Annotated in this window: 23 protein-coding genes, 1 pseudogene and 1 riboswitch; of the genes and pseudogenes, 14 read left to right on the top strand and 10 right to left on the bottom strand. The window is 72.9% G+C overall.

All coding sequences use genetic code 11. The features are described 5' to 3' along the window. From ACZ4XX_RS38855 to ACZ4XX_RS38840, 4 genes and pseudogenes are all read left to right on the top strand, one after another. Positions 1–111: pseudogene (locus ACZ4XX_RS38855) on the top strand (homoserine kinase); the annotation flags it as partial. A gap of 223 nt (positions 112–334) precedes the next feature. After that, positions 335–1,498: a helix-turn-helix domain-containing protein gene (locus ACZ4XX_RS38850; protein ID WP_468512526.1), complete on the top strand. Its 1,164-nt coding sequence runs from the start codon at positions 335–337 to the stop codon at positions 1,496–1,498. 200 nt (positions 1,499–1,698) lie between these two features. Then, on the top strand, positions 1,699–2,688 hold the full coding sequence (locus ACZ4XX_RS38845; protein WP_468512525.1) for a malate dehydrogenase: 990 nt from the start codon (positions 1,699–1,701) through the stop codon (positions 2,686–2,688). A gap of 113 nt (positions 2,689–2,801) precedes the next feature. After that, positions 2,802–3,221, top strand: a complete 420-nt coding sequence (locus tag ACZ4XX_RS38840; protein WP_468512524.1) for a hypothetical protein — start codon at positions 2,802–2,804, stop codon at positions 3,219–3,221. Positions 3,222–3,398: 177 nt separating this feature from the next. Here the strand turns inward: ACZ4XX_RS38840 and ACZ4XX_RS38835 are convergent, their stop codons facing one another. Then, positions 3,399–4,196, bottom strand: coding sequence for an isocitrate lyase/PEP mutase family protein (locus tag ACZ4XX_RS38835; protein ID WP_468512523.1), 798 nt, complete (start codon positions 4,194–4,196; stop codon positions 3,399–3,401). Beyond that, positions 4,193–4,717, bottom strand: coding sequence for a carboxymuconolactone decarboxylase family protein (locus ACZ4XX_RS38830; RefSeq protein WP_468512522.1), 525 nt, complete (start codon positions 4,715–4,717; stop codon positions 4,193–4,195). The genes ACZ4XX_RS38835 and ACZ4XX_RS38830 overlap by 4 nt, the downstream gene beginning before the upstream one ends. Positions 4,718–4,763: 46 nt before the next feature. Between ACZ4XX_RS38830 and pdxR the strand changes: the two genes are divergently transcribed. Beyond that, positions 4,764–6,266 carry a MocR-like pyridoxine biosynthesis transcription factor PdxR gene (gene pdxR / locus ACZ4XX_RS38825; RefSeq protein WP_468512521.1) on the top strand — a complete coding sequence of 501 codons (1,503 nt, stop codon included), beginning with the start codon at positions 4,764–4,766 and terminating at the stop codon, positions 6,264–6,266. A 19-nt stretch (positions 6,267–6,285) separates the two neighbouring features. Here pdxR and ACZ4XX_RS38820 read toward each other — a convergent pair whose 3' ends face one another. Further along, positions 6,286–7,203, bottom strand: coding sequence for a hypothetical protein (locus ACZ4XX_RS38820; protein ID WP_468512520.1), 918 nt, complete (start codon positions 7,201–7,203; stop codon positions 6,286–6,288). 91 nt (positions 7,204–7,294) lie between these two features. Between ACZ4XX_RS38820 and ACZ4XX_RS38815 the strand changes: the two genes are divergently transcribed. Together ACZ4XX_RS38815 and ACZ4XX_RS38810 are read left to right on the top strand one after the other, a co-directional pair. Further along, the gene (locus ACZ4XX_RS38815) at positions 7,295–7,594 is read left to right on the top strand and encodes a hypothetical protein (RefSeq protein ID WP_468512519.1); all 300 of its coding nucleotides are present in this window, start codon (positions 7,295–7,297) and stop codon (positions 7,592–7,594) included. 14 nt (positions 7,595–7,608) lie between these two features. Beyond that, positions 7,609–8,793 carry a glutathionylspermidine synthase family protein gene (locus tag ACZ4XX_RS38810; RefSeq protein ID WP_468512518.1) on the top strand — a complete coding sequence of 395 codons (1,185 nt, stop codon included), beginning with the start codon at positions 7,609–7,611 and terminating at the stop codon, positions 8,791–8,793. An 11-nt stretch (positions 8,794–8,804) separates the two neighbouring features. Here ACZ4XX_RS38810 and ACZ4XX_RS38805 read toward each other — a convergent pair whose 3' ends face one another. Continuing rightward, positions 8,805–9,500: a polysaccharide deacetylase family protein gene (locus ACZ4XX_RS38805; RefSeq protein ID WP_468512517.1), complete on the bottom strand. Its 696-nt coding sequence runs from the start codon at positions 9,498–9,500 to the stop codon at positions 8,805–8,807. A gap of 91 nt (positions 9,501–9,591) precedes the next feature. Beyond that, entirely contained in the window at positions 9,592–10,800 is a 1,209-nt protein-coding gene (gene rocD, locus ACZ4XX_RS38800) for an ornithine--oxo-acid transaminase (protein WP_468512516.1), read from the bottom strand. Between the two features lie 124 nt (positions 10,801–10,924). Next, a riboswitch (ZMP/ZTP riboswitch) is annotated at positions 10,925–11,015 on the top strand. 73 nt (positions 11,016–11,088) lie between these two features. Here rocD and ACZ4XX_RS38795 point away from each other — a divergent pair. Beyond that, positions 11,089–12,366: a serine hydroxymethyltransferase gene (locus tag ACZ4XX_RS38795; RefSeq protein WP_468512515.1), complete on the top strand. Its 1,278-nt coding sequence runs from the start codon at positions 11,089–11,091 to the stop codon at positions 12,364–12,366. 118 nt (positions 12,367–12,484) lie between these two features. Here ACZ4XX_RS38795 and ACZ4XX_RS38790 read toward each other — a convergent pair whose 3' ends face one another. Next, positions 12,485–13,282: a hypothetical protein gene (locus tag ACZ4XX_RS38790; RefSeq protein ID WP_468512514.1), complete on the bottom strand. Its 798-nt coding sequence runs from the start codon at positions 13,280–13,282 to the stop codon at positions 12,485–12,487. Continuing rightward, complete coding sequence (locus ACZ4XX_RS38785) at positions 13,275–13,883, bottom strand: RNA polymerase sigma factor (RefSeq protein WP_468512513.1); 609 nt, start codon at positions 13,881–13,883, stop codon at positions 13,275–13,277. Before ACZ4XX_RS38785 ends, ACZ4XX_RS38790 begins: the two co-directional genes overlap by 8 nt. 56 nt (positions 13,884–13,939) lie before the next feature. Here ACZ4XX_RS38785 and trpS point away from each other — a divergent pair, with 56 nt between their 5' ends. Beyond that, positions 13,940–14,953: a tryptophan--tRNA ligase gene (gene trpS, locus ACZ4XX_RS38780; protein WP_073910321.1), complete on the top strand. Its 1,014-nt coding sequence runs from the start codon at positions 13,940–13,942 to the stop codon at positions 14,951–14,953. A gap of 91 nt (positions 14,954–15,044) precedes the next feature. Next, positions 15,045–15,635 carry a 2'-5' RNA ligase family protein gene (locus ACZ4XX_RS38775; protein ID WP_468512512.1) on the top strand — a complete coding sequence of 197 codons (591 nt, stop codon included), beginning with the start codon at positions 15,045–15,047 and terminating at the stop codon, positions 15,633–15,635. A gap of 96 nt (positions 15,636–15,731) precedes the next feature. Here ACZ4XX_RS38775 and ACZ4XX_RS38770 read toward each other — a convergent pair whose 3' ends face one another. Then, the gene (locus ACZ4XX_RS38770) at positions 15,732–16,487 is read right to left on the bottom strand and encodes a decaprenylphospho-beta-D-erythro-pentofuranosid-2-ulose 2-reductase (protein ID WP_468512511.1); all 756 of its coding nucleotides are present in this window, start codon (positions 16,485–16,487) and stop codon (positions 15,732–15,734) included. Further along, a complete protein-coding gene (locus ACZ4XX_RS38765) occupies positions 16,484–17,866 on the bottom strand; it encodes an FAD-binding oxidoreductase (RefSeq protein WP_468512510.1) in 1,383 nt (460 codons plus the stop codon). The genes ACZ4XX_RS38770 and ACZ4XX_RS38765 overlap by 4 nt, the downstream gene beginning before the upstream one ends. A 232-nt stretch (positions 17,867–18,098) precedes the next feature. Here ACZ4XX_RS38765 and ACZ4XX_RS38760 point away from each other — a divergent pair, with 232 nt between their 5' ends. Beyond that, positions 18,099–19,067, top strand: coding sequence for a YihY/virulence factor BrkB family protein (locus ACZ4XX_RS38760; protein WP_468512509.1), 969 nt, complete (start codon positions 18,099–18,101; stop codon positions 19,065–19,067). On the opposite strand, the gene ACZ4XX_RS38755 is transcribed toward ACZ4XX_RS38760, so the two are convergent. Further along, positions 18,979–20,259 carry a D-alanyl-D-alanine carboxypeptidase family protein gene (locus tag ACZ4XX_RS38755; RefSeq protein ID WP_468512508.1) on the bottom strand — a complete coding sequence of 427 codons (1,281 nt, stop codon included), beginning with the start codon at positions 20,257–20,259 and terminating at the stop codon, positions 18,979–18,981. The two genes, ACZ4XX_RS38760 and ACZ4XX_RS38755, sit on opposite strands and share 89 nt — an antisense overlap. A 109-nt stretch (positions 20,260–20,368) precedes the next feature. On the opposite strand from ACZ4XX_RS38755, the gene ACZ4XX_RS38750 reads away from it, so the two are divergent. The 3 genes from ACZ4XX_RS38750 to ACZ4XX_RS38740 all read left to right on the top strand — a co-directional run bounded on the left by ACZ4XX_RS38750 (position 20,369) and on the right by ACZ4XX_RS38740 (position 23,711). Next, positions 20,369–20,614: an SCO4848 family membrane protein gene (locus ACZ4XX_RS38750; protein ID WP_209496447.1), complete on the top strand. Its 246-nt coding sequence runs from the start codon at positions 20,369–20,371 to the stop codon at positions 20,612–20,614. Between the two features lie 34 nt (positions 20,615–20,648). Next, positions 20,649–21,965: a metallophosphoesterase gene (locus tag ACZ4XX_RS38745; RefSeq protein ID WP_468512507.1), complete on the top strand. Its 1,317-nt coding sequence runs from the start codon at positions 20,649–20,651 to the stop codon at positions 21,963–21,965. A gap of 192 nt (positions 21,966–22,157) precedes the next feature. Next, positions 22,158–23,711, top strand: coding sequence for an ABC transporter substrate-binding protein (locus ACZ4XX_RS38740; RefSeq protein WP_468512506.1), 1,554 nt, complete (start codon positions 22,158–22,160; stop codon positions 23,709–23,711). Positions 23,712–23,826 lie beyond the last annotated feature (115 nt).

Below are 23,826 nucleotides of genomic sequence, written 5' to 3'. Positions count from 1 at the left end.
GTACGCTCCCTGCGCACCGCCTTCGACCTGCTCGGCGGACAGCCGCGCGGCCTCGAGGTCGTCTGCGCCAACCGCATCCCGCACGGCCGCGGCCTGGGGGGGGGGCCCGCCCCCCCCCCCCCCCCCCCCCCCCCCCCCCCCCCCCCCCCCCCCCCCGCTGCGATCAAGAGTCATGTACGTGCCAAGGTTCGTTCAAGGTCCGGCGTGCCCCTGTGGCACGGAAGTGACCATTCCGGTACCTCGGCTGCGCATCCGGGGCGCGCATCGCCCCCGGACCTGCCATCCTTCGGTGGAGCAGGGGAGACGCGGGAGGCACGGGACAAGGGGGGCCGCCATGCCTGGCTGGAAGACGCTGCCGGAAGAACTCGATCCGGACGTCCGCGCGTTCACGGAACGGCTCCGTCGTCTCGTCGACCGCAGCGGCCTCGGCGTCACGGCCGTCGCCGAGCGCACCGGGCACGAACGCCCGGTGTGGGACGCGTATCTGAACGCCCGTCGGTCCGTGCCCCGGAGCGCCGTCGTGGCACTCGCCGAGGTGACAGGAAGCGACCCGGCGGCCCTCGCGACCGACTGGGAGCGTGCGCAGCGCGCCTGGGCCCGCACCCCCGCGCCGGTGGGGGAAGCGGACGCGGGCAGGGGCGGGGACGGGGGCGGTGAGCGGCGGACAGAGCCCGAGCCTGAACCCAAGCCCGAGCCCGAGCCCGAGCCCGAGCCCGAGGACGGCGACGGCGGCCGCCGCCGCGGTCCCGGTGGTGACGACCGCACCATGGAGATCCGGCGCCTGGACCGGCCCCGCCCGGCGGCTCCCCTCCCGGCCTCCGGCACACGAGCCTCCGGCACACCGGCCCCAGGCGCGCCCGCCCCCGGAACCCCCGCCCCCGGCACTCCCGCGCCCGCCCCCGGCGCCACCGTGCCCCCGCCCCGTCACCCCGCTCCTGACGCGCCCCCCGCGCGCACCCCCGACTCCGGCCGCCGCAAGGTCCTGCTCGCCGTCACCGGCGTCGTCGGCGCGCTGCTCGTCGTCACCGCCGCCCTGCTCCTCGTCGACCTCGGGGGTTCCGAGGGGCCGGGCGAGGGCGACAAGGCGGCCGCCCCGCCCACCACCACCGCCCCGCCCAGCAGCCGGCCCACCGACCTGCCCCCGGGCGTGCAGTGCGCGGGACCCGACTGCACGGGGCAGGACCCGGAAGCCATGGGGTGCGGCGGCCCCCTCGCCACCACCGTCGCGCGCGCCGCCGTCGGCGCCTCGCAGGTCGAGGTCCGCTACAGCGAGACCTGCGGGGCTGCCTGGGCCCGGCTCACCGGCGGCGCGCCCCGGGACACGGTGACGATCCGCGCCGGGGACGCCGAGCGACGCGCGACCGTCGCCGCCGGCACCGACACCGCGGCGAAGGAGACCGACGCGTACACGCCGATGGTCGCCGTCCCTTCCGGTACGGCCGCACGGGCCTGTGGGCGGCTCGCCGACGGCAGCGAAGGCTGCACCACCAGCCCGTGAGCGCCTCCGCGGACGGGTGACCGCGGCCGCGCGGACGGGCGGCAGTGAGCCGGACCACAAGGGGGTGGGGATTCACCGGGGCCCGGGTCGGATAGCCTGACCGCTGGATATCTCTTCATGTCGAGACACCGATCGATCAAGAGAGCTATCCCGCACCAGGGGCAGGGACCCCCACCGCCAGCTGTCTTACGGAGATCGCCATGACCCGCACTCCCGTGAATGTCACCGTGACCGGCGCGGCCGGCCAGATCGGCTACGCGCTGCTCTTCCGCATCGCCTCCGGCCACCTGCTCGGCGCGGACGTGCCGGTCAAGCTGCGCCTCCTCGAGATCCCGCAGGGCGTGAAGGCCGCCGAGGGCACCGCCATGGAGCTCGACGACTGCGCCTTCCCGCTGCTCAAGGGCATCGACATCTTCGACGACCCGAACAAGGGCTTCGAGGGTGCGAACGTCGCGCTGCTCGTCGGCGCCCGCCCGCGTACCAAGGGCATGGAGCGCGGCGACCTGCTGGCCGCCAACGGCGGCATCTTCAAGCCGCAGGGCAAGGCCATCAACGACCACGCCGCGGACGACATCAAGGTCCTCGTCGTCGGCAACCCGGCCAACACCAACGCCCTGATCGCCCAGGCCGCCGCCCCGGACGTGCCGGCCGAGCGCTTCACCGCCATGACCCGCCTGGACCACAACCGCGCGCTCTCGCAGCTCGCGGCGAAGACCGGCGCGTCCGTCGAGGACATCAAGCGCCTCACCATCTGGGGCAACCACTCGGCGACCCAGTACCCGGACATCTTCCACGCGGAGATCGCCGGCAAGAACGCCGCCGAGGTCGTCAGCGACGAGGCGTGGCTGGCCGACACCTTCATCCCGACCGTCGCCAAGCGCGGCGCCGCGATCATCGAGGCCCGTGGCGCGTCCTCCGCCGCCTCGGCCGCGAACGCCGCCATCGACCACGTCCACACCTGGGTCAACGGCACCGCCGCGGGCGACTGGACCTCCATGGGCATCCCGTCGGACGGTTCGTACGGCGTCCCGGAGGGTCTCATCTCCTCCTTCCCCGTCACCTGCACCGACGGTACGTACGAGATCGTCCAGGGCCTGGACATCAACGACTTCTCGCGCAGCCGCATCGACGCCTCGGTCGCGGAGCTCGCCGAGGAGCGCGACGCGGTCCGCGAGCTCGGCCTCATCTGAGTCCCCGCTCCACGCGCCCGGCGCCCCCGAACCGTACGACCGACCGTACGGCTCGGGGGCGCCGTTTCTCATGCTCCGGAACGGGACCCCGGGCCGGCCGTAGGCTGGGCTGGTTGAGCGTCAGAGGCGCCGGAGCCGTCGGCTGCATCGGAGGAATCGTGACCGGGACCGGGAACACCGCGGGCGGCATCCACGTCACCAACACCGGGGGCAACGTCACCATCGGCGACCACAACACCGTCACCAGTACGGGGCACGGGGCCACGGCGGGCCGTGACCCCCGGCAGGAGGAGCTCCTCCAGGCCATCCGCCGGCTCCGTGCCGACCTGGCCGGGATCGTCCCCACGGAGCGGACGGCCGCTCTGGACGGTGAACTCTCCGACGCCGAGGACGAGATCGAGAGCACGGGCCGCGCGGACGCGAGCCGGCTCACCCGGGTGCGCCGCGCCCTCACGGACGCGGGCGCGGTGACCGGCATCCTCGCCTCGGGCGTGGCCGTCGGACAGGCGGCCGGCGCGCTGCTCGGCGGCTGAGACGAGCGGGGCCCGCGCGGGGTGCCGCGCGGGGTGCCGCTCGGGGGGTGCCGTACGGGCGTGTCGCACGGGTGTGTCGCTCGGGATGCCGTACGGGTGGTTCCGCTCGGCGGCGTCCGTCAGGGTGCTGCCAGGCGATTGCCGTACGGGCGCCGCTCGGCGTGGCGCGCGGGCGCCTCAACCCGCCGTCTCCTCGCGGAGCTTCGTCGCCAGCGCGGCCAGGTCGTCCCGCGTGCGCAGGAGCAGGCCGTCGCCGAAGGTGATCCGGGTCGCGCCGAGCCGGCCGAGTTCGGCGAAGGACGTGCCGCGGTCCGGTGCGGCCAGCGCGTTGAGCGGCAGGTCGCCGAGGGCTGCGCGCAGGGCCGGGAGGTCCGCGGGCGGGGCGGCGATCGGGTAGACGCCGTCCGCCCCGGCCTCCGCGTAGAGCCGGGCGCGGGCGATGGACGCCGCCAGCGGTTCTGGCGTCCTGCGGATGTACGTGTCCACGCGCGCGTTGACGAAGAGTCCGGGGCCCGCCGCGGCCCGTACCTCAGCCAGCCACTCGGCGTGCGCCCGCGGGTCCTTGAGTTCACCGTTCGGCCCGGTGTCCTCCAGGTTCACACCGACGGCCCCCGACTCCCGTACGCGCTGCACCAGTTCGTGCGCCGACAGCCCGTAGCCGCCCTCCAGGTCCGCCGTCACGGGTACGGATACGGCCCGGACGATCCGGGTCACGGCGGCGAACATCTCCGCCGCCGGGGTCGCCCCGTCCTCGTACCCGAGGGAGGCGGCGATCCCGGCGCTCGGCGTCGCGAGCGCCGGGAACCCGGCCGCCTCGAAGGCGCGGGCGCTCACCGCGTCCCACGGGCCCGGCAGCACCAGCGGAGCGCCGGCCGGCCGGTCCCGGTGGAGGCCGCGGAGGAGCTGGGCCGCCGAGCCCGCGGCCCTGCTCCCGGACGTGCCGCCGGTTCCGGTCCCGCTTCCGGTCGTGCTCATGCGCTGCGCGGGGTGTAGTGGCCGGGCGTCATCCGGGTGGTGACGGCGATCCGGTTCCACGCGTTGATGACGACGATCGCGCCGATGACGCGGGCGAGCTCGGTCTCGTCGAAGTGCCGTGCGGCGCGCGCGTACACCTCGTCGGGGACGAAGCCGTCGGTGAGGACGGTGACGGACTCGGTCAGGGCGAGGGCGGCGAGCTCCCGCTCGGTGTAGAAGTGCCGGGACTCGTCCCAGGCGGAGAGCTGCACGATCCGCTCGACGGTCTCGCCCTCGGCCAGTGCGTCCTTGGAGTGCATGTCGATGCAGAAGGCGCAGCGGTTGATCTGCGAGGCCCGGATCTTGATCAGGTGGTACAGGGTCGGGTCGATGTCCTTCGCCGCCGCCGTCTCCAGGCGAAGCATCGCCCGGTAGAACTCGGGGACGCGCTCGGCGAGGGGGAGACGCGGGGCGTGCTCGTGGGCGTACTCGGTCGGCGCGGTGGTGTCGAGGATGTCGAGGGGGTGCGTGTGCGTGGTCATGTCTTCACCGTACGAGCGAGGTGGCTCAGGAGTATGGTCCATTCACATGGCGAACGAGTGGGCCACTTTCGGGGCCGATCTCCATCTGGAACTGCGCGGTCCGCGGCTGCGGGCCGGCCTCATGGACGCGCTGCGGGAGGCGGTGCGCAGCGGGCGTCTGGAGGCGGGCACCCGGCTGCCGTCCTCCCGGTCGCTCGCCGCGGACCTCGGCATGGCCCGCAACACCGTCGCCGACGCCTACGCCGAACTCGTCGCCGAAGGCTGGCTCACGGCCCGGCAGGGCTCCGGCACCCGGGTCGCCCGCCGCGCCGAGCCCCGCCGCGCGGTGCCTCCGCGTCCCGAGCCTCGCCGTTCCGGACCCCGTCGCGCGGAGCCCCGCCGTACGGAGCCCCGACCGGGGACCGGGTCCGCCGCAGCCTCTCCCGCGCGCCCGCTGCCCCGGCCCGCCACGCCCGCGCACAACCTCAAGGCCGGCACCCCCGACCTGGCGTCCTTCCCGCGTGCCGAGTGGCTCAAGGCGTACCGGCGGGCGCTCACCGCCGCCCCCAACGAGGCCTTCGGGTACGGCGATCCGCGCGGCCGGATCGAACTGCGCACCGTCCTCGCCGAGTACCTGGCCCGCGCGCGGGGGGTGTACGCCCGGCCCGAACGGATCGTCGTCTGCGCGGGCTTCGTGCACGGTCTGATGCTGATCGGGCAGGTCCTGCGGAGCCGGGGCGTCCGTGACGTCGCGATCGAGTCGTACGGGCTCGGCCTCCACGCCGACCTCCTCACCGGCGCTGGCCTCGGCACCCCGGTCCTGCCCTTCGACGAACGCGGCACCCGGGTCGAGGAGTCCGGCCCCCTCGGCCGGGCGGGAGCCGTCCTGATGACGGCCGCCCACCAGTTCCCGCTGGGCGGCGCCCTGCCCCCGGACCGGCGTGCGGCGGTCGTCGACTGGGCGCGGGCCTCGGGTGGTTTCGTCCTGGAGGACGACTACGACGGGGAGTTCCGGTACGACCGGCAGCCGGTCGGCGCCCTCCAGGGACTCGATCCCGAGCGGGTCGTCCACCTCGGCACCGCCAGCAAGTCCCTCGCCCCGGGGCTGCGGATCGCGTGGATGGTGCTGCCGGAGAGCCTGGTCGGCGAGGTCGTGGCGGCGAAGGGCGTCGTGGACTGGGTGTCCAGCGCGCCGGACCAGCTGGCGTTCGCGGAGTTCCTGGGCTCGGGGGCGTACGACCGGCACGTACGGGCGATGCGGCTGCGCTACCGGCGGCGCCGCGACCAGCTGGTGGCGGCGGTGGCCGCGCACTCGCCGGAGACGAGGGTCAGAGGGATCGCGGCCGGCCTCCACGCCGTCCTGGCCCTGCCGCCCGGCACGGAGCAGGAGGTGCTGCGGGCCGCCGCCTGGAACGGCCTCGCGGTCCAGGGCGTCAACCAGTTCCGCCGTCCGACGGTGCCGGCGACCCTGGACGGCCTCGTCGTCGGCTACGCGACGCCCCCGGACAGCGCCTGGCAGGGCGCCCTCCAGGCCCTGTGCCGGGTGCTCCCACAGGCGTCAGGAGCCTAGGCCCTGTCGGCGACAGGGCCTAGGAGGCGGCGTCCCGGCCCCGGCCGCCGGCCGTGCCGGAGCCCGGTCCCGAGGCCCCGCCCACGCCCGGTTCCCTCGCCCCCGCCTCCACCGTCCGCCCGGTCTCGTCGACCTCCGGCGGCTCGCCGAAGCGGGCCAGGGTCAGGGAGCCCGCCACGGCGATCGCGAAGCCGGTGACCGCGAGCCAGCCGAGGCCCTCCCGGGTGGTGTCGCCGAGCCAGGCCACCCCGATGATCGCGGGCCCGATCGTCTCGCCGAGCACCGCGCCCGCCGTCGCCGTGGTCACCGAGCCGCGCTGGAGCGCCGAGGTCAGCAGGACGAACGCGGCCCCGCCGCCCACCAGGAGCGCGTACCAGACCGGATCGGCGAAGTCGATGCCGTCGATCAGCCGGACCGCCACCTCCACCACCCCGAAGCCGAAGCCCGCTCCCAGACCGAGGACGAGGGCGCGGGGTCTCGCCGGCAGCCGCCCGCCCGCGACGCCGAGCAGCAGCACCCCGAAGGCGCAGGCGAGCAGCGCCCAGGGCAGCCACGGGGGGCCGTCCTGGTGGCCCTCCTTGCCGGAGGCGAGGGCCAGCAGCGCCAGCCCCGCGCAGACCACGCCCACCGCCGTCCACTCCACCCGGCTGAGCCGCACCCGCAGCACCCGGGAGGCGATGACCGCCGTGACCGCCAGGCTCGCGGCGAGGGCCGCGCCGACGACGTAGATGGGCAGGGTCCGCAGGGCCACGATCTGCAGGACGAACCCGAGGCCGTCCATGCTGAGGCCGGCGAGGTACCGCCACTGCCGCAACACCCGCCCCATCAGCGCGATGTCGACCCCACCCCCGGTCCCCGGTGTCGTGGCGCGGGCCCCCATCGCCTGGAGAACGGAGGCCGCGCCGAAGCAGACGGACGAGGCGAGCGCACAAATCATCCCGAGTAGCACGAAATGACTCTAGGCGCTGCGGCTGGAATTGACCGGCCTACACTGTGCGGTCGCGACTGCGAAGGGGAGGGCCAGGGACATGCGGAGGCTGAGGTCGAGCACGGTGGTGCTCGGCGGGATGGGTGTGCTCGCGGCGACGATCACCGCGTGCGGTTCCGACCCGGACAAGCGGTGCGTGGACCCGGTGACCCGGGAGACGCTGCCCAGCTACGAGTGCGAGAGCGGCGGCGGCAGCGACGACGACGACGGCGGCACCACCCACCGGGGCTCGTACTACTACGGCGGCTCCATACGTGACAACCGCGTGAGCGGCGGCAGCTTCGACATGAAGGCCGTCGACACCGGCGGCTTCGGCTGCTCCGGTTCCGGCGGCGGCTGAGAGAGGTCCGGCACATGCGACGGCACACCATCGAGCCCCGGCCGGGCTGGCAGGAGACGGTGGAGGAGCAGGGGCTCGTCTACCCGCTGACCCGCTACCCGGACGGTTCGCTGCGTCCGTACTGGGACGAGAGCGCGTACTACTCCTTCAGCCTGCCCGAGGTCGAGGCCCTCGAAGAGGTCGTCGAGGAACTGCACGCGATGTGCCTCGCCGCGGCCGCGCACATCGTCGAGCGGGACCGGTTCGCCGAGCTGGGGATCACCGATCCGAAGCTCGCGTCCCTGGTCGCCGAGTCCTGGCGGCGGCGCGCCGAACTCCCCTCCCTCTACGGGCGGTTCGACCTGCGGTACGGCGGCGGCGGCCCGGCCAAGATGCTGGAGTACAACGCCGACACCCCCACCTCGCTCGTGGAGGCCGCGAGCCCGCAGTGGTTCTGGATGGAGGAGCGCTTCCCCGGCGCCGACCAGTGGAACTCCCTCCACGAACGGCTCGTCGACGCATGGCGGAAGCAGGCCCGTCTGCTGCCTCCAGGCCCCCTCCACTTCGTGCACTCGGACGGCGACGAGCTCGGCGAGGACCTGATGACGGTCGCGTATCTGCGCGAGACCGCCCAGCAGGCCGGGCTGGAGACCGAGGCGCTCTCCGTGGAGCGGATCGGCTGGGACCGGCTCTCGCGTCGTTTCGTGGACGACCGGCTCCGGTTCATCCGCAGCTGTTTCAAGCTCTACCCCTGGGAGTGGCTGACCACCGACCGCTTCGGCCGGCACGTCCTGGACACCCTCGACAACGGCGGCGGCACCGGCACCACCTGCTGGATCGAGCCCGCCTGGAAGATGCTGCTCTCCAACAAGGCGCTCCTGGCGATCCTGTGGGAGCTGTACCCGGACCACCCCAACCTGCTGCCCGCCTACCTCGACGGGCCGCGTGAACTCGCCACGACCACCGGCTGGGTCGCCAAGCCGCTGCTCGGCCGCGAGGGCGCGGGCGTCACCCTGCACGAGGCCGGCACGGAGCCGTTCGTACGGGACGGGGAGCCCTGCTGCTACCAGGAGCTGGCCCCGCTGGCCGACTTCGACGGCAACCGGGTGGTGCTCGGCGCGTGGGTCGTCGAGGACGAGGCGGCGGGACTCGGCATCCGGGAGTCGGCGGGCCTCGTCACCGACGAGTACGCCCGCTTCCTCCCGCACGTGATCCTTTAGGGGCCTCCCGCCTACTCCGGGACGTAGTCCCTGAGCGGCGCCGGCCGCAGGCCCGCGGCCTCGGCCGCCGCGAGGGCCCGCGTCAGGTCCTGCTCCAGCGTCTCGTTGAAGTGCAGCAGGACGATGTCGCCGGCCTTGAGGGCCGGCGTCGGCGGGGTCCATCGGCCCCAGGTGGTGAGGTCGTACGTCCAGGTCACCACCGCCTTCGCCCCGCAGGCGCGGGCCGTGGCCCGGGTGGTCGCGTCGTACACGCCGTACGGCGGCCGGAGCAGCCGCGGGCCGTCGCCGAACCGCGCGAGGTGCCGGTCGCGCGCCCCGCAGACCTCCGCCTTCTGGCCGGCGGCGTCGAGGGTGGTCAGGTCCGGGTGGTCGACGGTGTGGTTCTCGACGCGGGAGGGGCCCTGGTTCAGCAGGGTGTGGAAGTAGCCGGAGTCGTACGAGTAGGCGCCGGGCAGCAGGAAGAGCGAGGCGGGCACCCGCCGGTCGAGCAGCAGCTTCGCCGCGGCGGGGTCGTGGAACCAGCCGTCGTCGATGGTGATGAAGACGACCGGGTCGGTGGTCTCGATGTGCGAGACCACCGGGACGGGCTCGGGCCAGGCCGCCCTCGGGGCGGCGTGCGCGGGTCCGGTGACCGCGCCGAGGAGCGCGAGGGGGACGAGGGCGGCGAGCGCGGCACGCACGGCGTGACGCAGGCGGAGTCTCGACATGGCGGCATCATTGGCCTAGACCAACTGTCGTGTCAATGGTCCGAGTTGCCTCGTCCCGGCCCGCGTCCGCCGTCCCCTCAAGCGGACTTCGTCACTCCTCCGACAGCACACCCCTCAGCTGCTCCAGACCCCAGTCCAGGTCCTCCTTCGAGATGACCAGCGGCGGCGCGATCCGGATCGTCGAACCATGGGTGTCCTTCACCAGGACACCCCGCTTCATCAGCTTCTCCGAGATCTCCCGGCCCGTGCCGTGCGACGGCGCGATGTCCACCCCGGCCCACAGCCCGCGACCGCGCACCGCCTCCACCGCCCCGCCGCCCACGAGCAGCCCCAGTTCCGCGTGCAGGTGCTCGCCCAGCTCCGCCGCCCGCTCCTGGTACTCGCCCGTCCGCAGCATCGCGATCACCTCCAGGGCCACCGCGCAGGCCAGCGGATTCCCGCCGAACGTCGACCCGTGCTCACCCGGCCGGAACACCCCGAGCACATCCCGGTCGGCGACCACCGCCGAGACCGGCACCACCCCGCCGCCCAGCGCCTTCCCCAGGATGTACACGTCCGGCACCACGCCCTCGTGCTCGCACGCGAACGTCCGGCCCGTCCGGCCCAGACCCGACTGGATCTCGTCCGCCATGAACAGCACGTTCCGCCGCCGGGTCAGCTCCCGCACCCCCGCCAGATAGCCCGCCGGCGGGACCAGGACACCCGCCTCGCCCTGGATCGGTTCGAGCAGCACCGCCACCGTGTTCTCGGTGACCGCCGCCTCCATCGCCGTCAGGTCCCCGTACGGCACGATCTCGAACCCCGGCGTGTACGGACCGAAGTGGTCCCGCGCCTCGTGGTCCGTGGAGAAGCCGACGATCGTCGTCGTCCGGCCGTGGAAGTTGTTCGCCGCCACCACGATCTTCGCGTGCCCGTCCGGCACGCCCTTCACCTCGTACCCCCACTTCCGGGCGGTCTTCACGGCCGTCTCGACCGCCTCCGCGCCGGTGTTCATCGGCAGCACCGCCTCCTTCCCGCACAGCTCGGCGAGCCGGGTGCAGAACTCGGCGAACCGGTCGTGGTGGAAGGCACGCGACGTCAGCGTCACCCGCTCCAGCTGCGCCTTCGCCGCGTCGATCAGACGCCGGTTGCCGTGCCCGAAGTTGAGCGCCGAGTAACCGGCGAGCATGTCGAGATAGCGGCGCCCCTCGACATCGGTCATCCAGGCGCCGTCCGCCGAAGCGACGACGACCGGCAGGGGGTGGTAGTTGTGTGCGCTGTGCGCCTCCGCCGAAGCGATCGCGTCTTGTGTGCTCGACACGGGATCTCCGTTCGTCCTGCGGGCTCGGGGGATGACCCCGACGAGGGGGTTGTGGCCCCTGTTTCTATCGTCGCTCGGATGCCGGACCGGGAAACCTCGCGCGCGGCGCGCCCGCTACTCTGAAAACACGCACGGCGACTGGCGCACGGGGAAGCGACCCCGGGGGAGCCGTGCGCGGCAGACCACACGAGACGCCGCCCGCCTGGGCGTCACGGGACCGAAGTCCCGGGTGGCGCCGCGCCTCTCACGCAGTGCCCCGGGGCCCACCGACGCCCGGAGGACACCACCATGACCACGCCGCAGCACCCGTCCACGCACCCCGCGCTCGCCGCCGCCGACCCCGAGCTCGCCGCCCTCGTCGGCGCCGAGGAACGTCTCCAGGCCGAGACCCTGCGCCTCATCCCCAGCGAGAACTACGTCTCCGCCGCCGTCCTCGAAGCCTCCGGCACCGTCCTCCAGAACAAGTACAGCGAGGGCTATTCCGGCCGCCGCTACTACGAGGGCCAGCAGAACATCGACCAGGTCGAGACCCTCGCCGTCGAGCGCGCCAAGGCCGTCTTCGGCGTCGACCACGCCAACGTCCAGCCCTACTCCGGCTCCCCGGCCAACCTCGCCGTCTACCTCGCCTTCGCCGAGCCCGGCGACACCGTCATGGGCATGGCCCTGCCCATGGGCGGCCACCTCACCCACGGCTGGGGCGTCTCCGCCACCGGCAGGTGGTTCCGCGGCGTCCAGTACGGCGTCCGCCAGGACACCGGCCTCATCGACTTCGACGAGGTCCGCGACCTCGCCCTCAAGGAACGCCCCAAGGTGATCTTCTGCGGTGGCACCGCGCTGCCCCGCACGATCGACTTCGCCGCCTTCGGCGAGATCGCCCGCGAGGCCGGCGCCGTGCTCGTCGCCGACGTCGCCCACATCGCCGGCCTGATCGCGGGCGGCGCCCACCCGTCCCCGGTCCCGTACGTGGACGTCATCTCCACGACCACCCACAAGACCCTGCGCGGCCCGCGCGGCGCCATGCTGATGTCCCGCGAGGAGCACGCCAAGGCCCTCGACAAGGCCGTCTTCCCCGGCCTCCAGGGCGGCCCGCACAACCAGACCACCGCCGCCATCGCCGTCGCCCTCCGCGAGGCGTCCCTGCCCTCCTTCCGTGACTACGCCCACGCCGTCGTCGCCAACGCCAAGGCCCTCGCCGAGGCGCTCCTGGCCCGCGGCTTCGACCTCGTGTCCGGCGGCACCGACAACCACCTGATCCTGATGGACCTCACCCCCAAGCAGGTCCCCGGCAAGATCGCCGCGAAGGCCCTCGACCGGGCGGGCATCGTCGTCAACTACAACACCGTCCCCTACGACCCCCGGAAGCCGTTCGACCCCTCGGGCATCCGCATCGGCACCCCCTCCCTCACCTCCCGCGGCCTCACCACGGAGCACATGGACCAGGTCGCCGACTGGATCGACCGCGGTGTCGCGGCCGCCGGCACGGGCGACGAGCAGGCCCTCGCCGCCGTCCGCGCGGAGGTCGCCGACCTTCTGACCGCCTTCCCGGCCCCGGGCCTCCCGGTCTGACCCCCGCGGCGGCGCCCGGGCGGCCAACCCCAGGGGCGGCCCGGCCGGGCCCGCCCTGTCGGTCCAGCCGCTCGGGCCCGCCCTGCCGGTCCAGCCCGCTCGGGGCCGCCCCCGCCCGTCAGCCGCCGACCGACTCCGCCGTCCGCCGGGCCTCCTCACGGTCCGGTATGCCCTCCAGACGGAAGGTGAGCGCGCCCCCGTTCCTCGTCCAGAGGAGCGTGGGGCCCGCGGTGCGGACCTCATGGGTCCAGGCCGAGCCCGTCCCGTCCGTCATCGGGAACGTCAGCAGATGCGGCGCCGCGAACCAGTACCCCTGCGCGCCGTCCGGAAGATCGACCCACTCCGGCTGCGTCCGCACCTGCTTGGCGAAGCCGATGTCCAGCCGCGCCGGGAACTCGTCCAACCGGACGGTCCGCTCCCCGTCGCGCCAGCACAGACTGATCACCGCCCGGCCCCGCTCGGCCGACCCCGTCACCGCCATCGCGTCCGGAGCGCCGAGCGCCCTCGGTATCAGCGGCTCGAACCCCGCGAGCCGCCCGGCCTCCGCCGGCGGCACCGGATCCGGGCACCCCGGCACCGGGCCCCCGGCAGGGACGTGCCGCCCCTCCGGGTCGTAGCGCACGGCGACCCCGCCGAAGCCGAACCACTCCGCGACCGCCGCCCGCACCGGCGGGGTGAGCACCAGGACGATCAGCACCCCGGTCAGGCCCGCGACCAGAGCCCGCCACCGCGCCCGCGCCCAGCCCCGCACCGACGCCCACGCCTGCCGTCGACGGCGGACCGGCACCGGCGTCGGCACCTGCTCGGCGAGGAGCTGGGCGAGCACCCGCTCGGCCATCGACTCCCCGTCCACGTCAGGCACCCGCAGCCGCCGTCCCAGCTCCCTCAGCTCGTCCGGCAGACCCTCGTCAGCCACGCCCCTCACCTCCCTCCGGTCCTTCCGTCAGGCTCTCCCCGAGCACCAGCCCCAGCTTCTTCAGCGCCCGGCTCAGCCGGGACTTCACCGTCCCTCTCGGCCAGCCCAGCGCCTGGGCCGTCTCCGTCTCGTCCAGTTCGAGCAGATAGCGGTGGATCACCACCTGCCGGTGGTCCTCGCCCAGCCCGTCGAGCGCGTCGAGGAGCCGTCTGCTCCGCTCCCGCTCGACCGCCGCGACCGCCGGGTCGGCCGACTCCGGTATCCGCGGCTCGCCCCCGAGCAGGTCCGCCTCCCGGTCGGCGACGGCCCGCTGCCGACCCGCCGACCGCACTGTGTTCCTGGTCTCATTGACGACGATCCGCAGCAGCCACGGCCGGAACGCCGAGCCCTCCTGGAAGCGCCCGAGCGAGCGGTACGCCTTGAAGAACGCCTGCTGCACCACGTCCTCGGCCTCCGCGCCCGCGCCGCACGCCACCGCCGCTCTCAGCGCGACCGCCGTGTGCGCGCGGACCAGCGCCGCGTACGCCTCCGGCTCCCCGGCGCGTACCCGTGCGATCACCGCGGCCTCGTCGTCGACCAGGCCCCCCTCCCGCGTCCTCACACTCTTGATACACCGGCAGTCCGGGATCGGTTCCCACACCTGAGAGAATGATGTGCATGGCCTCTGACGTTCCCCGCGTGCTCTCCGGAATCCAGCCCACGGCAGGCTCGTTCCACCTCGGCAACTACCTCGGCGCCGTCCGCCAGTGGGTCGCCCTCCAGGAGACCCACGACGCCTTCTACATGGTCGTCGACCTGCACGCGATCACGGTCCCGCAGGACCCCGCCGAGCTGCGCGCCAACACCCGGCTGGCCGCGGCCCAGCTGCTCGCCGCCGGTCTCGACCCCGAGCGCTGCACCCTGTTCGTCCAGAGCCACGTCCCCGAGCACGCCCAGCTCGGCTGGGTCATGAACTGCCTCACCGGCTTCGGCGAGGCCTCCCGCATGACCCAGTTCAAGGACAAGTCCGCCAAGCAGGGCGCCGACCGCGCCACCGTCGGCCTCTTCACGTACCCGATCCTGCAGGTCGCGGACATCCTGCTCTACCAGGCCAACCAGGTCCCCGTCGGCGAGGACCAGCGCCAGCACATCGAGCTGACCCGTGACCTCGCGGAGCGCTTCAACGGCCGCTTCGGCGAGACGTTCACGATCCCGGCGCCGTACATCCTCAAGGAGACGGCGAAGATCTACGACCTCCAGGACCCGGCGATCAAGATGAGCAAGTCGGCGTCCACGCCGAAGGGCCTCATCAACCTCCTGGACGACCCGAAGACCACCGCCAAGAAGGTCAAGAGCGCGGTCACCGACACCGAGACGGTGATCCGTTTCGACCCGGCGAACAAGGCCGGCGTCTCCAACCTGCTCACCATCATGTCCACCCTCACCTCCACCTCCGTCGAGGACCTGGAGAAGAGCTACGAGGGCAAGATGTACGGCGCGCTGAAGACGGATCTCGCCGAGGTCATGGTGGACTTCGTCACTCCGTTCCGGACCCGCACCCAGGAATACCTGGACGACCCGGAGACGCTGGACTCGGTCCTGGCCAAGGGAGCCGAGAAGGCCCGCGCGGTCGCCGCGGAGACGCTGGCGCAGACGTACGAGCGCATCGGCTTCCTGCCGGCCAAGCACTGAGACCAAGGACCCTGGCCCAAAGGGTGGTGGAGGCCGCACACTGGCGGCTGGACCACCCGACACAAGTCGACCGACGACGGAGGAGAACGACGTGGGGACCGTAACGCTCGGCGTTTCGATCGCGGTCCCGGAGCCCTACGGCAGCCTGCTCCAGGAGCGGCGCGTCGGCTTCGGGGACCCTGCCGCGTACGGCATCCCCACGCACGTCACGCTGGTCCCGCCGACGGAGGTCGCCGAGGAGCGGCTGCCGGAGATCGAGGCGCACCTCGCGGGTGTCGCCGCCGACCACCAGCCGTTCCCCGTGCGCCTCAAGGGCACCGGGACCTTCCGCCCGCTCTCCCCGGTCGTCTTCGTGAAGCTGCAGGAGGGCGTGCCCTTCTGCAACCGGCTCCAGCACCGGATCCGGGACGAGGCGGGCCCCCTCGTGCGTGAGCTCCAGTTCCCGTACCACCCGCACGTCACCGTGGCGCACGGCATCTCCGAGGAGGGGATGGACCGGGCGTTCGAGGAGCTCGCCGGGTACGAGGCGGCCTGGACCTGCCGCTCGTTCGCGCTGTACGAGCAGGGACCGGACGGGGTCTGGCGGAAGCTGTACGACTACGAGTTCGGCAGCGGCCGCCCCATCTCGGCGGTCCCCGCGCAGGGCGGCAGCCCGGTGGACACGCCGACACCCACGGCCTAGAGCGGTACGGCTGTACCGGCACGCCGGTACAGCCGTAAGGCCGGTGAGCCCGCACACCGGTAAGCCCGCACGCCGATGAGCCCGTACGCCCGTCCGTCACACCGGAAGGCGCCGGAACAGCGGCCTCGGCACGTGCCGTACCGCCGCCATCACCACGCGCAGCGCACCCGGCACCCACACCGTCTCCGAGCGACGCCGCAGCCCCAGCTCGATCGCGCCCGCGACCGCCTCCGGCGTGGTCGCCAGCGGCCCCTCCGCGAGCCCGGCCGTCATCTTCGAGCGGACGAACCCGGGCCGTACGACCATGACGTGCACCCCGGTGCCGTGCAGCGCGTCCCCGAGGCCCTGGGCGAAGGCGTCGAGCCCCGCCTTCGACGAGCCGTAGATGAAGTCGGCGCGGCGGGCCCGCTCGCCCGCCACCGACGAGAGCACCACCAGCGAGCCGTGCCCCTGCGCCTGGAGCGCGCCCGCGCACACCAGACCGGCGGAGACCGCGCCGGTGTAGTTGGTCTGCGCGACGCGGACGGCGGCGACCGGGTCGGACTCGTCGCGCGCCTGGTCGCCGAGGACCCCGAAGGCGAGCAGGACCATGTCGATGTCGCCCTCGGTGAAGATCTTGCCCAGGCGCTCCTCGTGCGACTCGGTGTCGAGGGCGTCGAAGGGCACGGTGCGCACGTCCGCGCCCAGCGCCCGCAGCGAGTCCGCCGCGGCGGTGAGCGCGGGGGAGGGGCGCCCGGCCAGCCAGACGGTCCGGGTACGGCGGGCGATCAGCCGGCGGGCGGTGGCGAGCCCGATCTCGGAGGTGCCGCCGAGGACGAGCAGGGACTGCGGGGCACCGAAGGCGTCCTTCATGGAGACTCCTGGAGGTCGAGGCGGCGGGAGAGGTCCGAGGTGAGGACGGACCGGGGGTCGAGCGTGGAGCGCAGCGCCCGGAACTCGCCGAGCCGCGGGTACATCGCGGCCAGCGTCTCCGGCCGTACGCGGGAGTCCCTGGCGAGATAGACCCGGCCGCCGGCCCCCGCGACCTCCTCGTCGAGCGCGTCGAGGAAGGCGCCGAGTCCGGGCAGGCCGGTGGGCAGGTCGAGGGCGAGCGTCCAGCCGGGCAGCGGGAACGACAGCGGGCCGGGGGCGCCCGCGCCGAAGCGCTGGAGGACGGCGGCGAAGGCGGGGCAGCGGCGGTCCGCGATCCGCCGGACCACCCTCCGCAGTGCCTCCTCCTGCCCGTACGGGACGACGAACTGGTACGGGACGGTCCCCGCGCGCCCGTGGATCCGGTTCCGGTGCGGGCGGGCGTCGAGCGGGTGGAGGAAGGAGGCGAGCGACCGGATCTCGCCGCTGCGCGCGCGGGATGCCCCGCGGTACCGGAGTTCGTCGAGGAGCCCGACGGTGGTACGGCCGAGGAGGCCGCCGGGCACGTACGGCGGTGGCGCGGGCAGCCGTCCGGGGCGGAACGCGAGCGGTGCCCGGCGGGCCCGGTGGCGGCGGGGCAGCGCGTCGTACGGGGTGTGGTCGCCGTGCGTGAGGACGGCGCGGCCGGTGGCGGCGCCCCGGGCGAGCAGATCGATCCGGGCGACGGAGTACCGGCGGTCGGTGGCGGCGAGCCGGGCCATCGTCTCGTCGAGGTCGGGGGCGCGCTCGGTGTCCACGGTCATGAGCGAGGTCTCGACGGGCAGCAGCCGAAGCGTGGCGGTCAGGATCACACCGGTCAGGCCCATGCCGCCGGTGGTGGCGTCGAAGAGCGGGGTGCCGGGCAGCACGGTCCTGATCCCGCCGTCGGCGGTGAGGAGTTCGAGCGCCGTCACGTGCCGGCCGAAGGACCCGGAGGCGGGGTGGTTCGTGCCGTGGACGTCGGCGCCGATCGCGCCGCCGACGGTCACGTACCGGGTGCCGGGGGTGACCGGGACGTACCAGCCGAGCGGGAGCAGGGCCTCCATCAGCCGGTGCAGGCTGACGCCGGCCTCGCAGACGACGAGCCCGGCGGTGGGGTCGACGGCGAGGATCCGGTCCAGGCCGGTCATGTCGAGGACGGTGCCGCCGGCGTTCTGCGCGGCGTCGCCGTACGCGCGGCCGAGACCGCGGGCGATCGCACCGCGGGCCCCGGACGAGCGGACGGCGTCGGCGACCTCGGCGTGACCGCGGGGCCGCCGCACGCGCGCGAGGGTCGGTGCGGTGCGTCCCCAGCCGGTGATCGCTTCGCAGTCGTCGTCCAGGACGAGGGTCTCGACAGCCATGAGGGTGACCGTATAGCCGCGTCTGTCGCTTATGCCGGTATTGCAGAGCGGTTCGTCGAAATGGGTGATGAAAGGAGTGTCGGTAAAGCATCCCCGTAGCCGCCGGAGGACGGCGATGTACGGGGGCCGTTCGCGGCGTGCGGGATGTCGCTCGCGGGTACGCGAGCCCCGGCGGGGGATTCTCGTACTGCGCTCTCCGCGCACCGAACGGATCGAGGGGCAGACGTACGACATGGACTGGCTGACCAAGCTCCCCGTCATCGGCCCCTGGGTCGTCCGGCTCATGCGGACCCACGCCTGGCGCTCGTACGAGACCCTCGACGCGGCCCACTGGACCCGGCTCGCCGCCGCGATCACCTTCCTGTCCTTCCTCGCCCTCTTCCCGCTGATCACGGTCGCCGCGGCGGTCGGGGCCGCACTCCTCAGCAAGGAGCAGCTCGACAAGATCGAGGAGAAGATCAGCGACCAGGTGCCCGGCATCTCCGACCAGCTCAACATCAGCGGGCTGGTCGACAACGCCGGCACCGTCGGGCTCGTCGCCGGCGCGATCCTGCTGCTCACCGGCATCAGCTGGATCGGCTCCATGCGGGAGTGTCTGCGCGCGGTCTGGGGGCTCGACGACATCGAGGGCAACCCGGTCCTGCTCAAGGGCAAGGACGGGCTCATCCTCATCGGCCTCGGCGGCGTGGCCCTCGCCTCGCTCGCCGCGTCCTGGCTCGGCTCCACCGCCGTCGGCTGGAGTGCCGACCGGGTCGGGATCTCCAGCGAGGGGGCGGGCGGCTACTTCCTGCAGGCGGCCGCCGTCCTGATCGCCGTCGTCGCCGACTTCCTGATCCTGCTGTACGTGCTGACGCTGCTGCCCGGCGTGCACCCGCCGCGCCGCCGGCTCGTCGTGGCGGCGCTGATGGGCGCGGTCGGCTTCGAGCTGCTGAAGCTGCTGCTCGGCGGCTACATGAGGGGCGTCGCGTCGAAGTCGATGTACGGGGCGTTCGGCGTGCCGGTGGCCCTGCTGCTCTGGATCAACTTCACCGCGAAGCTGCTGCTGTACTGCGCCGCGTGGACGGCCACGGGTTCCCGTGGGGAGTCCGTGGCCGACGACGGGTCGGACTCCGCTACGGGTTCACGTCCGGGTCCGCGTCCGGGTTCCGGCGGGAACGGCGACGACGTCCCGCCGCCCCGGCCAGCGGCCAGCGGCGGTTGACCAGGAAGACGGCACCGGCGAGGAGCACGAGGACCCCGCCGGCCACGCCGAGCGCGATCCCGATGCCGCCGGAGCGCTCCTCGGAGGCCGCCTGGACGGTGTCGTCCGGCGCGTTCTTGCCCGGTGCCGGGGCCGAACCGTCGTCCGGGGCGGTCGACTCGGTACGGGCGGAGCGCGGCGGCACCAGCTCGCCGACCGGGGTCACCTTCCCGGACGCGGCGAAGCCCCAGTCGAGCAGCCGGGCGGTCTCGCGGTAGACCGCGTGCTGCTCCTTCGACGAGGGGTTCATCACGGTGACGAGCAGCACCTTGCCGTTGCGCTCCGCGACACCCGTGAAGGTGGCACCCGCGTGCGTGGTGTTGCCGTTCTTGACGCCGGCGATGCCCTGGTAGGGGGCGACGCCGAGGTCACCGGTGAGCAGCCGGTTGGTGTTCTGGATCTCGAAGGTCTCGCGCTTCTTGCCCGGCTTCTGCTCGCCGGGGAAGGCGGCGCGGGGCGTGGCGGCGTACTCGCGGAAGGCCGGCTTCTGCATGCCGCTGCGGGCGATGAGTGTCAGGTCGTACGCGGAGGAGACCTGGCCCGGGGCGTCGTACCCGTCCGGGGAGACCACGTGCGTGTCGAGCGCCTGGAGCTCCGCCGCGTGGTCGTTCATCTCCTTCACGGTCTGACGCAGGCCGCTGTTCATGCTGGTCAGGACGTGCACGGCGTCGTTGCCCGAGCGGAGGAAGACCCCGAGCCACAGATCGTGGACGGTGTAGGTCTGCTTCTCCTTGATGCCGACCAGGCTGGAGCCCGCCCCTATCCCGGCCAGGTCGGTGTTGGTGACGAGGTGCTTGAGCCGGGCGTCGGGGAACTTCGGCAGCAGGGTGTCCGCGAAGAGCATCTTGAGCGTGGAGGCCGGGGCGAGGGGCCAGTGCGCGTTGTGCGCGGCGAGGATCTGGCCGTTCTCGGCGTCCGCGACGATCCAGGAGCGTCCGGACAGCTCCTTCGGCAGCACCGGGGCGCCGGGCCCCAGCTTGACCTGGGTACCGGGGTTGCCGAGCAGCGGGCCGCCGAGCGAGGACATCGCGTTCGGGGGCTTGGGCTGCTTGTCCTTCTCGTCCTTCGTGTCCGCATGCGCGGGCGCGGCGACGAGAAGCGGTAGGAAAACAGCAGCAGTGACCGCCCAAGCGGTCTTCTTCGAAGCAGACACGGTCGTGAACGTACAGGTACGGAACAAGGATCCGAACCCCGGCTGGCGCTCAGACCGGGCCCGTCCACCCGTCCGCGGGGCCAGTGGGGCGGACGGTGATACTGGGGTCATGAAGTTCAGCCGTCGCGTCTCCTGGTTCCTGCTCGCGTTCGGGGTGTGGAGCTGGTTCATCTGGATCACTTTCGTCAAGAACCTGTGGAACGACGGGAGTGGCCTGGCGTTCGACGACGCCGGCGACCCGACGGCCTACTTCTGGGTTCATCTGCTGCTTGCCGTCACGTCCTTTGTCCTGGGGACGGTGATCGGAGTGCTCGGGTTGCGTGGAGTGCGTGCCGCGCGCCGCGACATCGGTTAGAACCGCGCGAGCGGTAGAAGAGGGGTTCCGGGGCGTGGTCGTCTTCCTGCTGGTTCTGATCGTGGTGCTCGCGCTGCTCGGCGCCGTGCACTGGTACGTGTGGCGACGCCTCGTGCGGGACGTCACGACGCGGGGCAGCCTGCCGCGCCGCCTGGGCACGGTCGCCGTCGTCGTGCTGCCGCTGCTGTCGTTCGCGGCCCTCTCCTCGTCGCGCGCCGGAGCCCCGTTCGTGCTCCAGCAGGTGGTCGCCTGGCCCGGCTACCTGTGGCTCGCGCTGCTCCTTTACGTGACCCTCGCCCTGGCCGTCGGCGAGGTGGTCAGACCCCTCCTGCTCCGCCGGCTCGACCGCCGTGCGCGGGCCGAGGCGCCCGCGGCGGCGCCCGCGGCGGCGGCGCCGGTGGCGGTGCCGGTCCCGGAACGCGCGCCGGCCGCCCCCGAGGGGTCGGCCGAAGCGGTCTCGCGGTCCGCCCCCGAGGAGCCGGCCGACGTGGCCCCGCCGGCCGGCTCCCCGACCCCCGCCGAGGTCTCCCGGCGGCTCTTCGTCTCCCGGGTCGTCGGCGGCGCCGCGGCGGCCGCCGCCGTCGGGACCGTCGGCTACGGCACGTACGGCGTGCTGCGCGGCCCCCGGGTCAAGCGGGTCACCGTCCCGCTCGCCAAGATCCCGCGTGCGGCCCACGGCTACCGGATCGCCGTCGTCTCCGACATCCACCTCGGGCCGATCCTCGGCCGCGCCCACACCCAGCGCATCGTGGACACGATCAACTCCACCCAGCCCGATCTGATCGCGGTCGTCGGCGACCTCGTCGACGGCACCGTCGAGAACCTCGGCTCCGCCGCCGAGCCGCTCGCGCGGCTCCGCGCCCGGCACGGCTCCTTCTTCGTGACCGGCAACCACGAGTACTTCTCCGGCGCCGACGCCTGGGTCGACCACGTCCGCGAGCTCGGACTGCGCCCGCTGCGCAACGAGCGCGTGGAGGTCGCGGCCGGCTTCGACCTCGCCGGCGTCGACGACATCGCGGGCGAGAGCGAGGGGCAGGGCCCCGACTTCGGGCGCGCGCTCGGCGACCGCGACCGGGCCCGTGCCGCGGTGCTCCTCGCGCACCAGCCGATCGTCGTCCACGACGCCGTGCGCCACGGCGTGGACCTCCAGCTCTCCGGCCACACCCACGGCGGTCAGCTCTGGCCCGGCAACTACCTCGCCGAACTGGCCAATCCGACCGTCGCCGGGCTCGAACGGTACGGAGACACCCAGCTGTACGTCTCGCGTGGCGCGGGCGCCTGGGGACCGCCCGTCCGGGTCGGAGCGCCCTCGGACATCACCATCGTCGAACTCGCCTCGAAACAGGCCTGATCGGGGCGAGGTCACTCCCCGCACCGAGCCCGATACGTGCCGCTCATCGACTTAAATTCGCATTTCCCGGACATATACCTGTGGTGTGAAAGTTTTCTCTTCCACTTGTGAAATACGTGTGATGGGATGACGTCATCGCGACGTTTCCGGGGGCCGTCGCAGCTGGGGTGGACGAATAAAGGAAGCACGGCAATGCGGTCGACGGTCCGTCTGCGGATCCTCATCACTTGTGGAGTACTGGTGGCCGCCGGAGTGGGGGGCTGGCAACTCCTGCCCTCCGACGGCGGCCGGACCGATCCGATCAGCGTCGGCACAACCGACGAGGTCACTTCACTGGACCCGGCCGGCGCGTACGACGCCGGTTCCTGGGCCATGTACAGCAATGTCTTCCAGTCATTGCTTACCTTCAAGCCGGGGTTCACGACCCCTGTTCCGGATGCTGCGGAGAGCTGCAGGTTCGAGGGCTCGAAGCTCACGACCTACCAGTGCACGCTCCGCGACGACCTCTCGTTCGCGAACGGGCGCAAGATCACGGCCGAGGACGTCAAGTACTCGTTCGAGCGGATGCTGCGCATCAAGACGGACGTCGGTCCGCAGCCCCTCTTCCCGACCCTGAAGAGCATCACGGCCCAGGGCCGCGAGGTCACCTTCCATCTGAGCAGCCGGGACGCCACGTTCCCGCTGAAGCTGGCCACGGGCGCGGGTTCGATCGTCGACAAGGACCACTACCCGGCGAAGGGCCTGCGGGCGGACTCGGCGGTCGACGGCTCCGGGCCGTACGTCCTCAAGGAGTACAAGCCGGGCGAGTCCGCGCTCCTGGAGCCGAACCCGAAGTACCGCGGCGCCATCACCAAGGCCGGCGGCCCGGTGCTCGTGAAGTACTACGCCCAGTCCGCGGACCTCGCGAACGCATGGAAGGCGAAGCAGGTCGAGGTGACGCACCGGCAGCTGCCGCCGGAGTTCATCTCGACCCTGGAGCCCCAGGACGGGACCCGGGTCACCGAGGCGGAGAGCGCCGAGATCCGCAACCTCAACTTCAACGTGCGGTCCGGCTCGCCCATGGCCGACAAGGCCGTACGGCAGGCCGTCGCCGCGGTCCTCGACCGCCCGGCGATCACCACCGGCGCCTACAAGGGCACGGTCGAGCCGCTGTACTCGCTCATCCCGCAGGGCTTCGTCGGGCACAGCACCGCGTTCTACGACATCGACCCGGAGCCGAACGCCGAGCGGGCGAAGAAGCTCCTCAAGGACGCCGACGTCAAGACCCCGGTGAAGTTCACCTTCGGCTACCGCGCGGACGCCACGTACGGCACCGAGACCGCCGAGATCAAGCGGCAGCTGGAGGAGACCGGCCTCTTCGAGGTCGAGACCGTCGAGGTCAAGTGGACGGAGTTCCAGAAGCAGTACGCGAAGGGCGCCTTCGACGCGTACACGGTCGGCTGGCTCCCCGACTTCCCCGACTCCGACAGCTTCACCGCGCCGCTCGTCGGCACCGAGAACACCCTGCACAACGGGTTCTCCAGCAAGCGGATCGACGAGCTGATCTCCTCGACGCAGCAGTTCAGCGACCGCTCGCGGGCCACCTCCGACTTCAAGGAGATCCAGAGCGAGGTCGCGTCCGACGTGCCGCTCGTCCCGCTGTGGCAGAAGAAGGACTACGTCCTCGCCACCGAGGCGGTCGCCGGCTCCCAGTACCTGACTGACGGTACGGGCATCTGGCGCCTGTGGGAGCTCGGCTGGATCTAGGTCCTGGGGTCACACCCCCCCCCCCCCCCCCCCGCGGGAGGTTTGCGACAGGGCCCCCGGGTGTTTGCCCCCACCCTTTTTTCCGCGGCCGATTGGCTGGTTTTCTCCCCATGTG

This window comes from Streptomyces sp. NPDC029956 (genome assembly GCF_055574655.1).
This window is presented reverse-complemented; position numbering and strand designations above follow the sequence as displayed.

Bases quoted from the DNA above. Each gene is read 5' to 3' on its own strand.
- ACZ4XX_RS38850 (WP_468512526.1), top strand. From the start codon at position 335: ATGCCTGGCTGGAAGACGCTGCCGGAAGAACTCGATCCGGACGTCCGC.
- ACZ4XX_RS38845 (WP_468512525.1), top strand. From the start codon at position 1,699: ATGACCCGCACTCCCGTGAATGTCACCGTGACCGGCGCGGCCGGCCAG.
- ACZ4XX_RS38835 (WP_468512523.1), bottom strand. From the start codon at position 4,196: ATGAGCACGACCGGAAGCGGGACCGGAACCGGCGGCACGTCCGGGAGC.
- ACZ4XX_RS38830 (WP_468512522.1), bottom strand. From the start codon at position 4,717: ATGACCACGCACACGCACCCCCTCGACATCCTCGACACCACCGCGCCG.
- pdxR (WP_468512521.1), top strand. From the start codon at position 4,764: ATGGCGAACGAGTGGGCCACTTTCGGGGCCGATCTCCATCTGGAACTG.
- ACZ4XX_RS38820 (WP_468512520.1), bottom strand. From the start codon at position 7,203: ATGATTTGTGCGCTCGCCTCGTCCGTCTGCTTCGGCGCGGCCTCCGTT.
- ACZ4XX_RS38815 (WP_468512519.1), top strand. From the start codon at position 7,295: ATGCGGAGGCTGAGGTCGAGCACGGTGGTGCTCGGCGGGATGGGTGTG.
- ACZ4XX_RS38810 (WP_468512518.1), top strand. From the start codon at position 7,609: ATGCGACGGCACACCATCGAGCCCCGGCCGGGCTGGCAGGAGACGGTG.
- ACZ4XX_RS38805 (WP_468512517.1), bottom strand. From the start codon at position 9,500: ATGTCGAGACTCCGCCTGCGTCACGCCGTGCGTGCCGCGCTCGCCGCC.
- ACZ4XX_RS38795 (WP_468512515.1), top strand. From the start codon at position 11,089: ATGACCACGCCGCAGCACCCGTCCACGCACCCCGCGCTCGCCGCCGCC.
- trpS (WP_073910321.1), top strand. From the start codon at position 13,940: ATGGCCTCTGACGTTCCCCGCGTGCTCTCCGGAATCCAGCCCACGGCA.
- ACZ4XX_RS38770 (WP_468512511.1), bottom strand. From the start codon at position 16,487: ATGAAGGACGCCTTCGGTGCCCCGCAGTCCCTGCTCGTCCTCGGCGGC.
- ACZ4XX_RS38765 (WP_468512510.1), bottom strand. From the start codon at position 17,866: ATGGCTGTCGAGACCCTCGTCCTGGACGACGACTGCGAAGCGATCACC.
- ACZ4XX_RS38760 (WP_468512509.1), top strand. From the start codon at position 18,099: ATGGACTGGCTGACCAAGCTCCCCGTCATCGGCCCCTGGGTCGTCCGG.
- ACZ4XX_RS38750 (WP_209496447.1), top strand. From the start codon at position 20,369: ATGAAGTTCAGCCGTCGCGTCTCCTGGTTCCTGCTCGCGTTCGGGGTG.
- ACZ4XX_RS38740 (WP_468512506.1), top strand. From the start codon at position 22,158: ATGCGGTCGACGGTCCGTCTGCGGATCCTCATCACTTGTGGAGTACTG.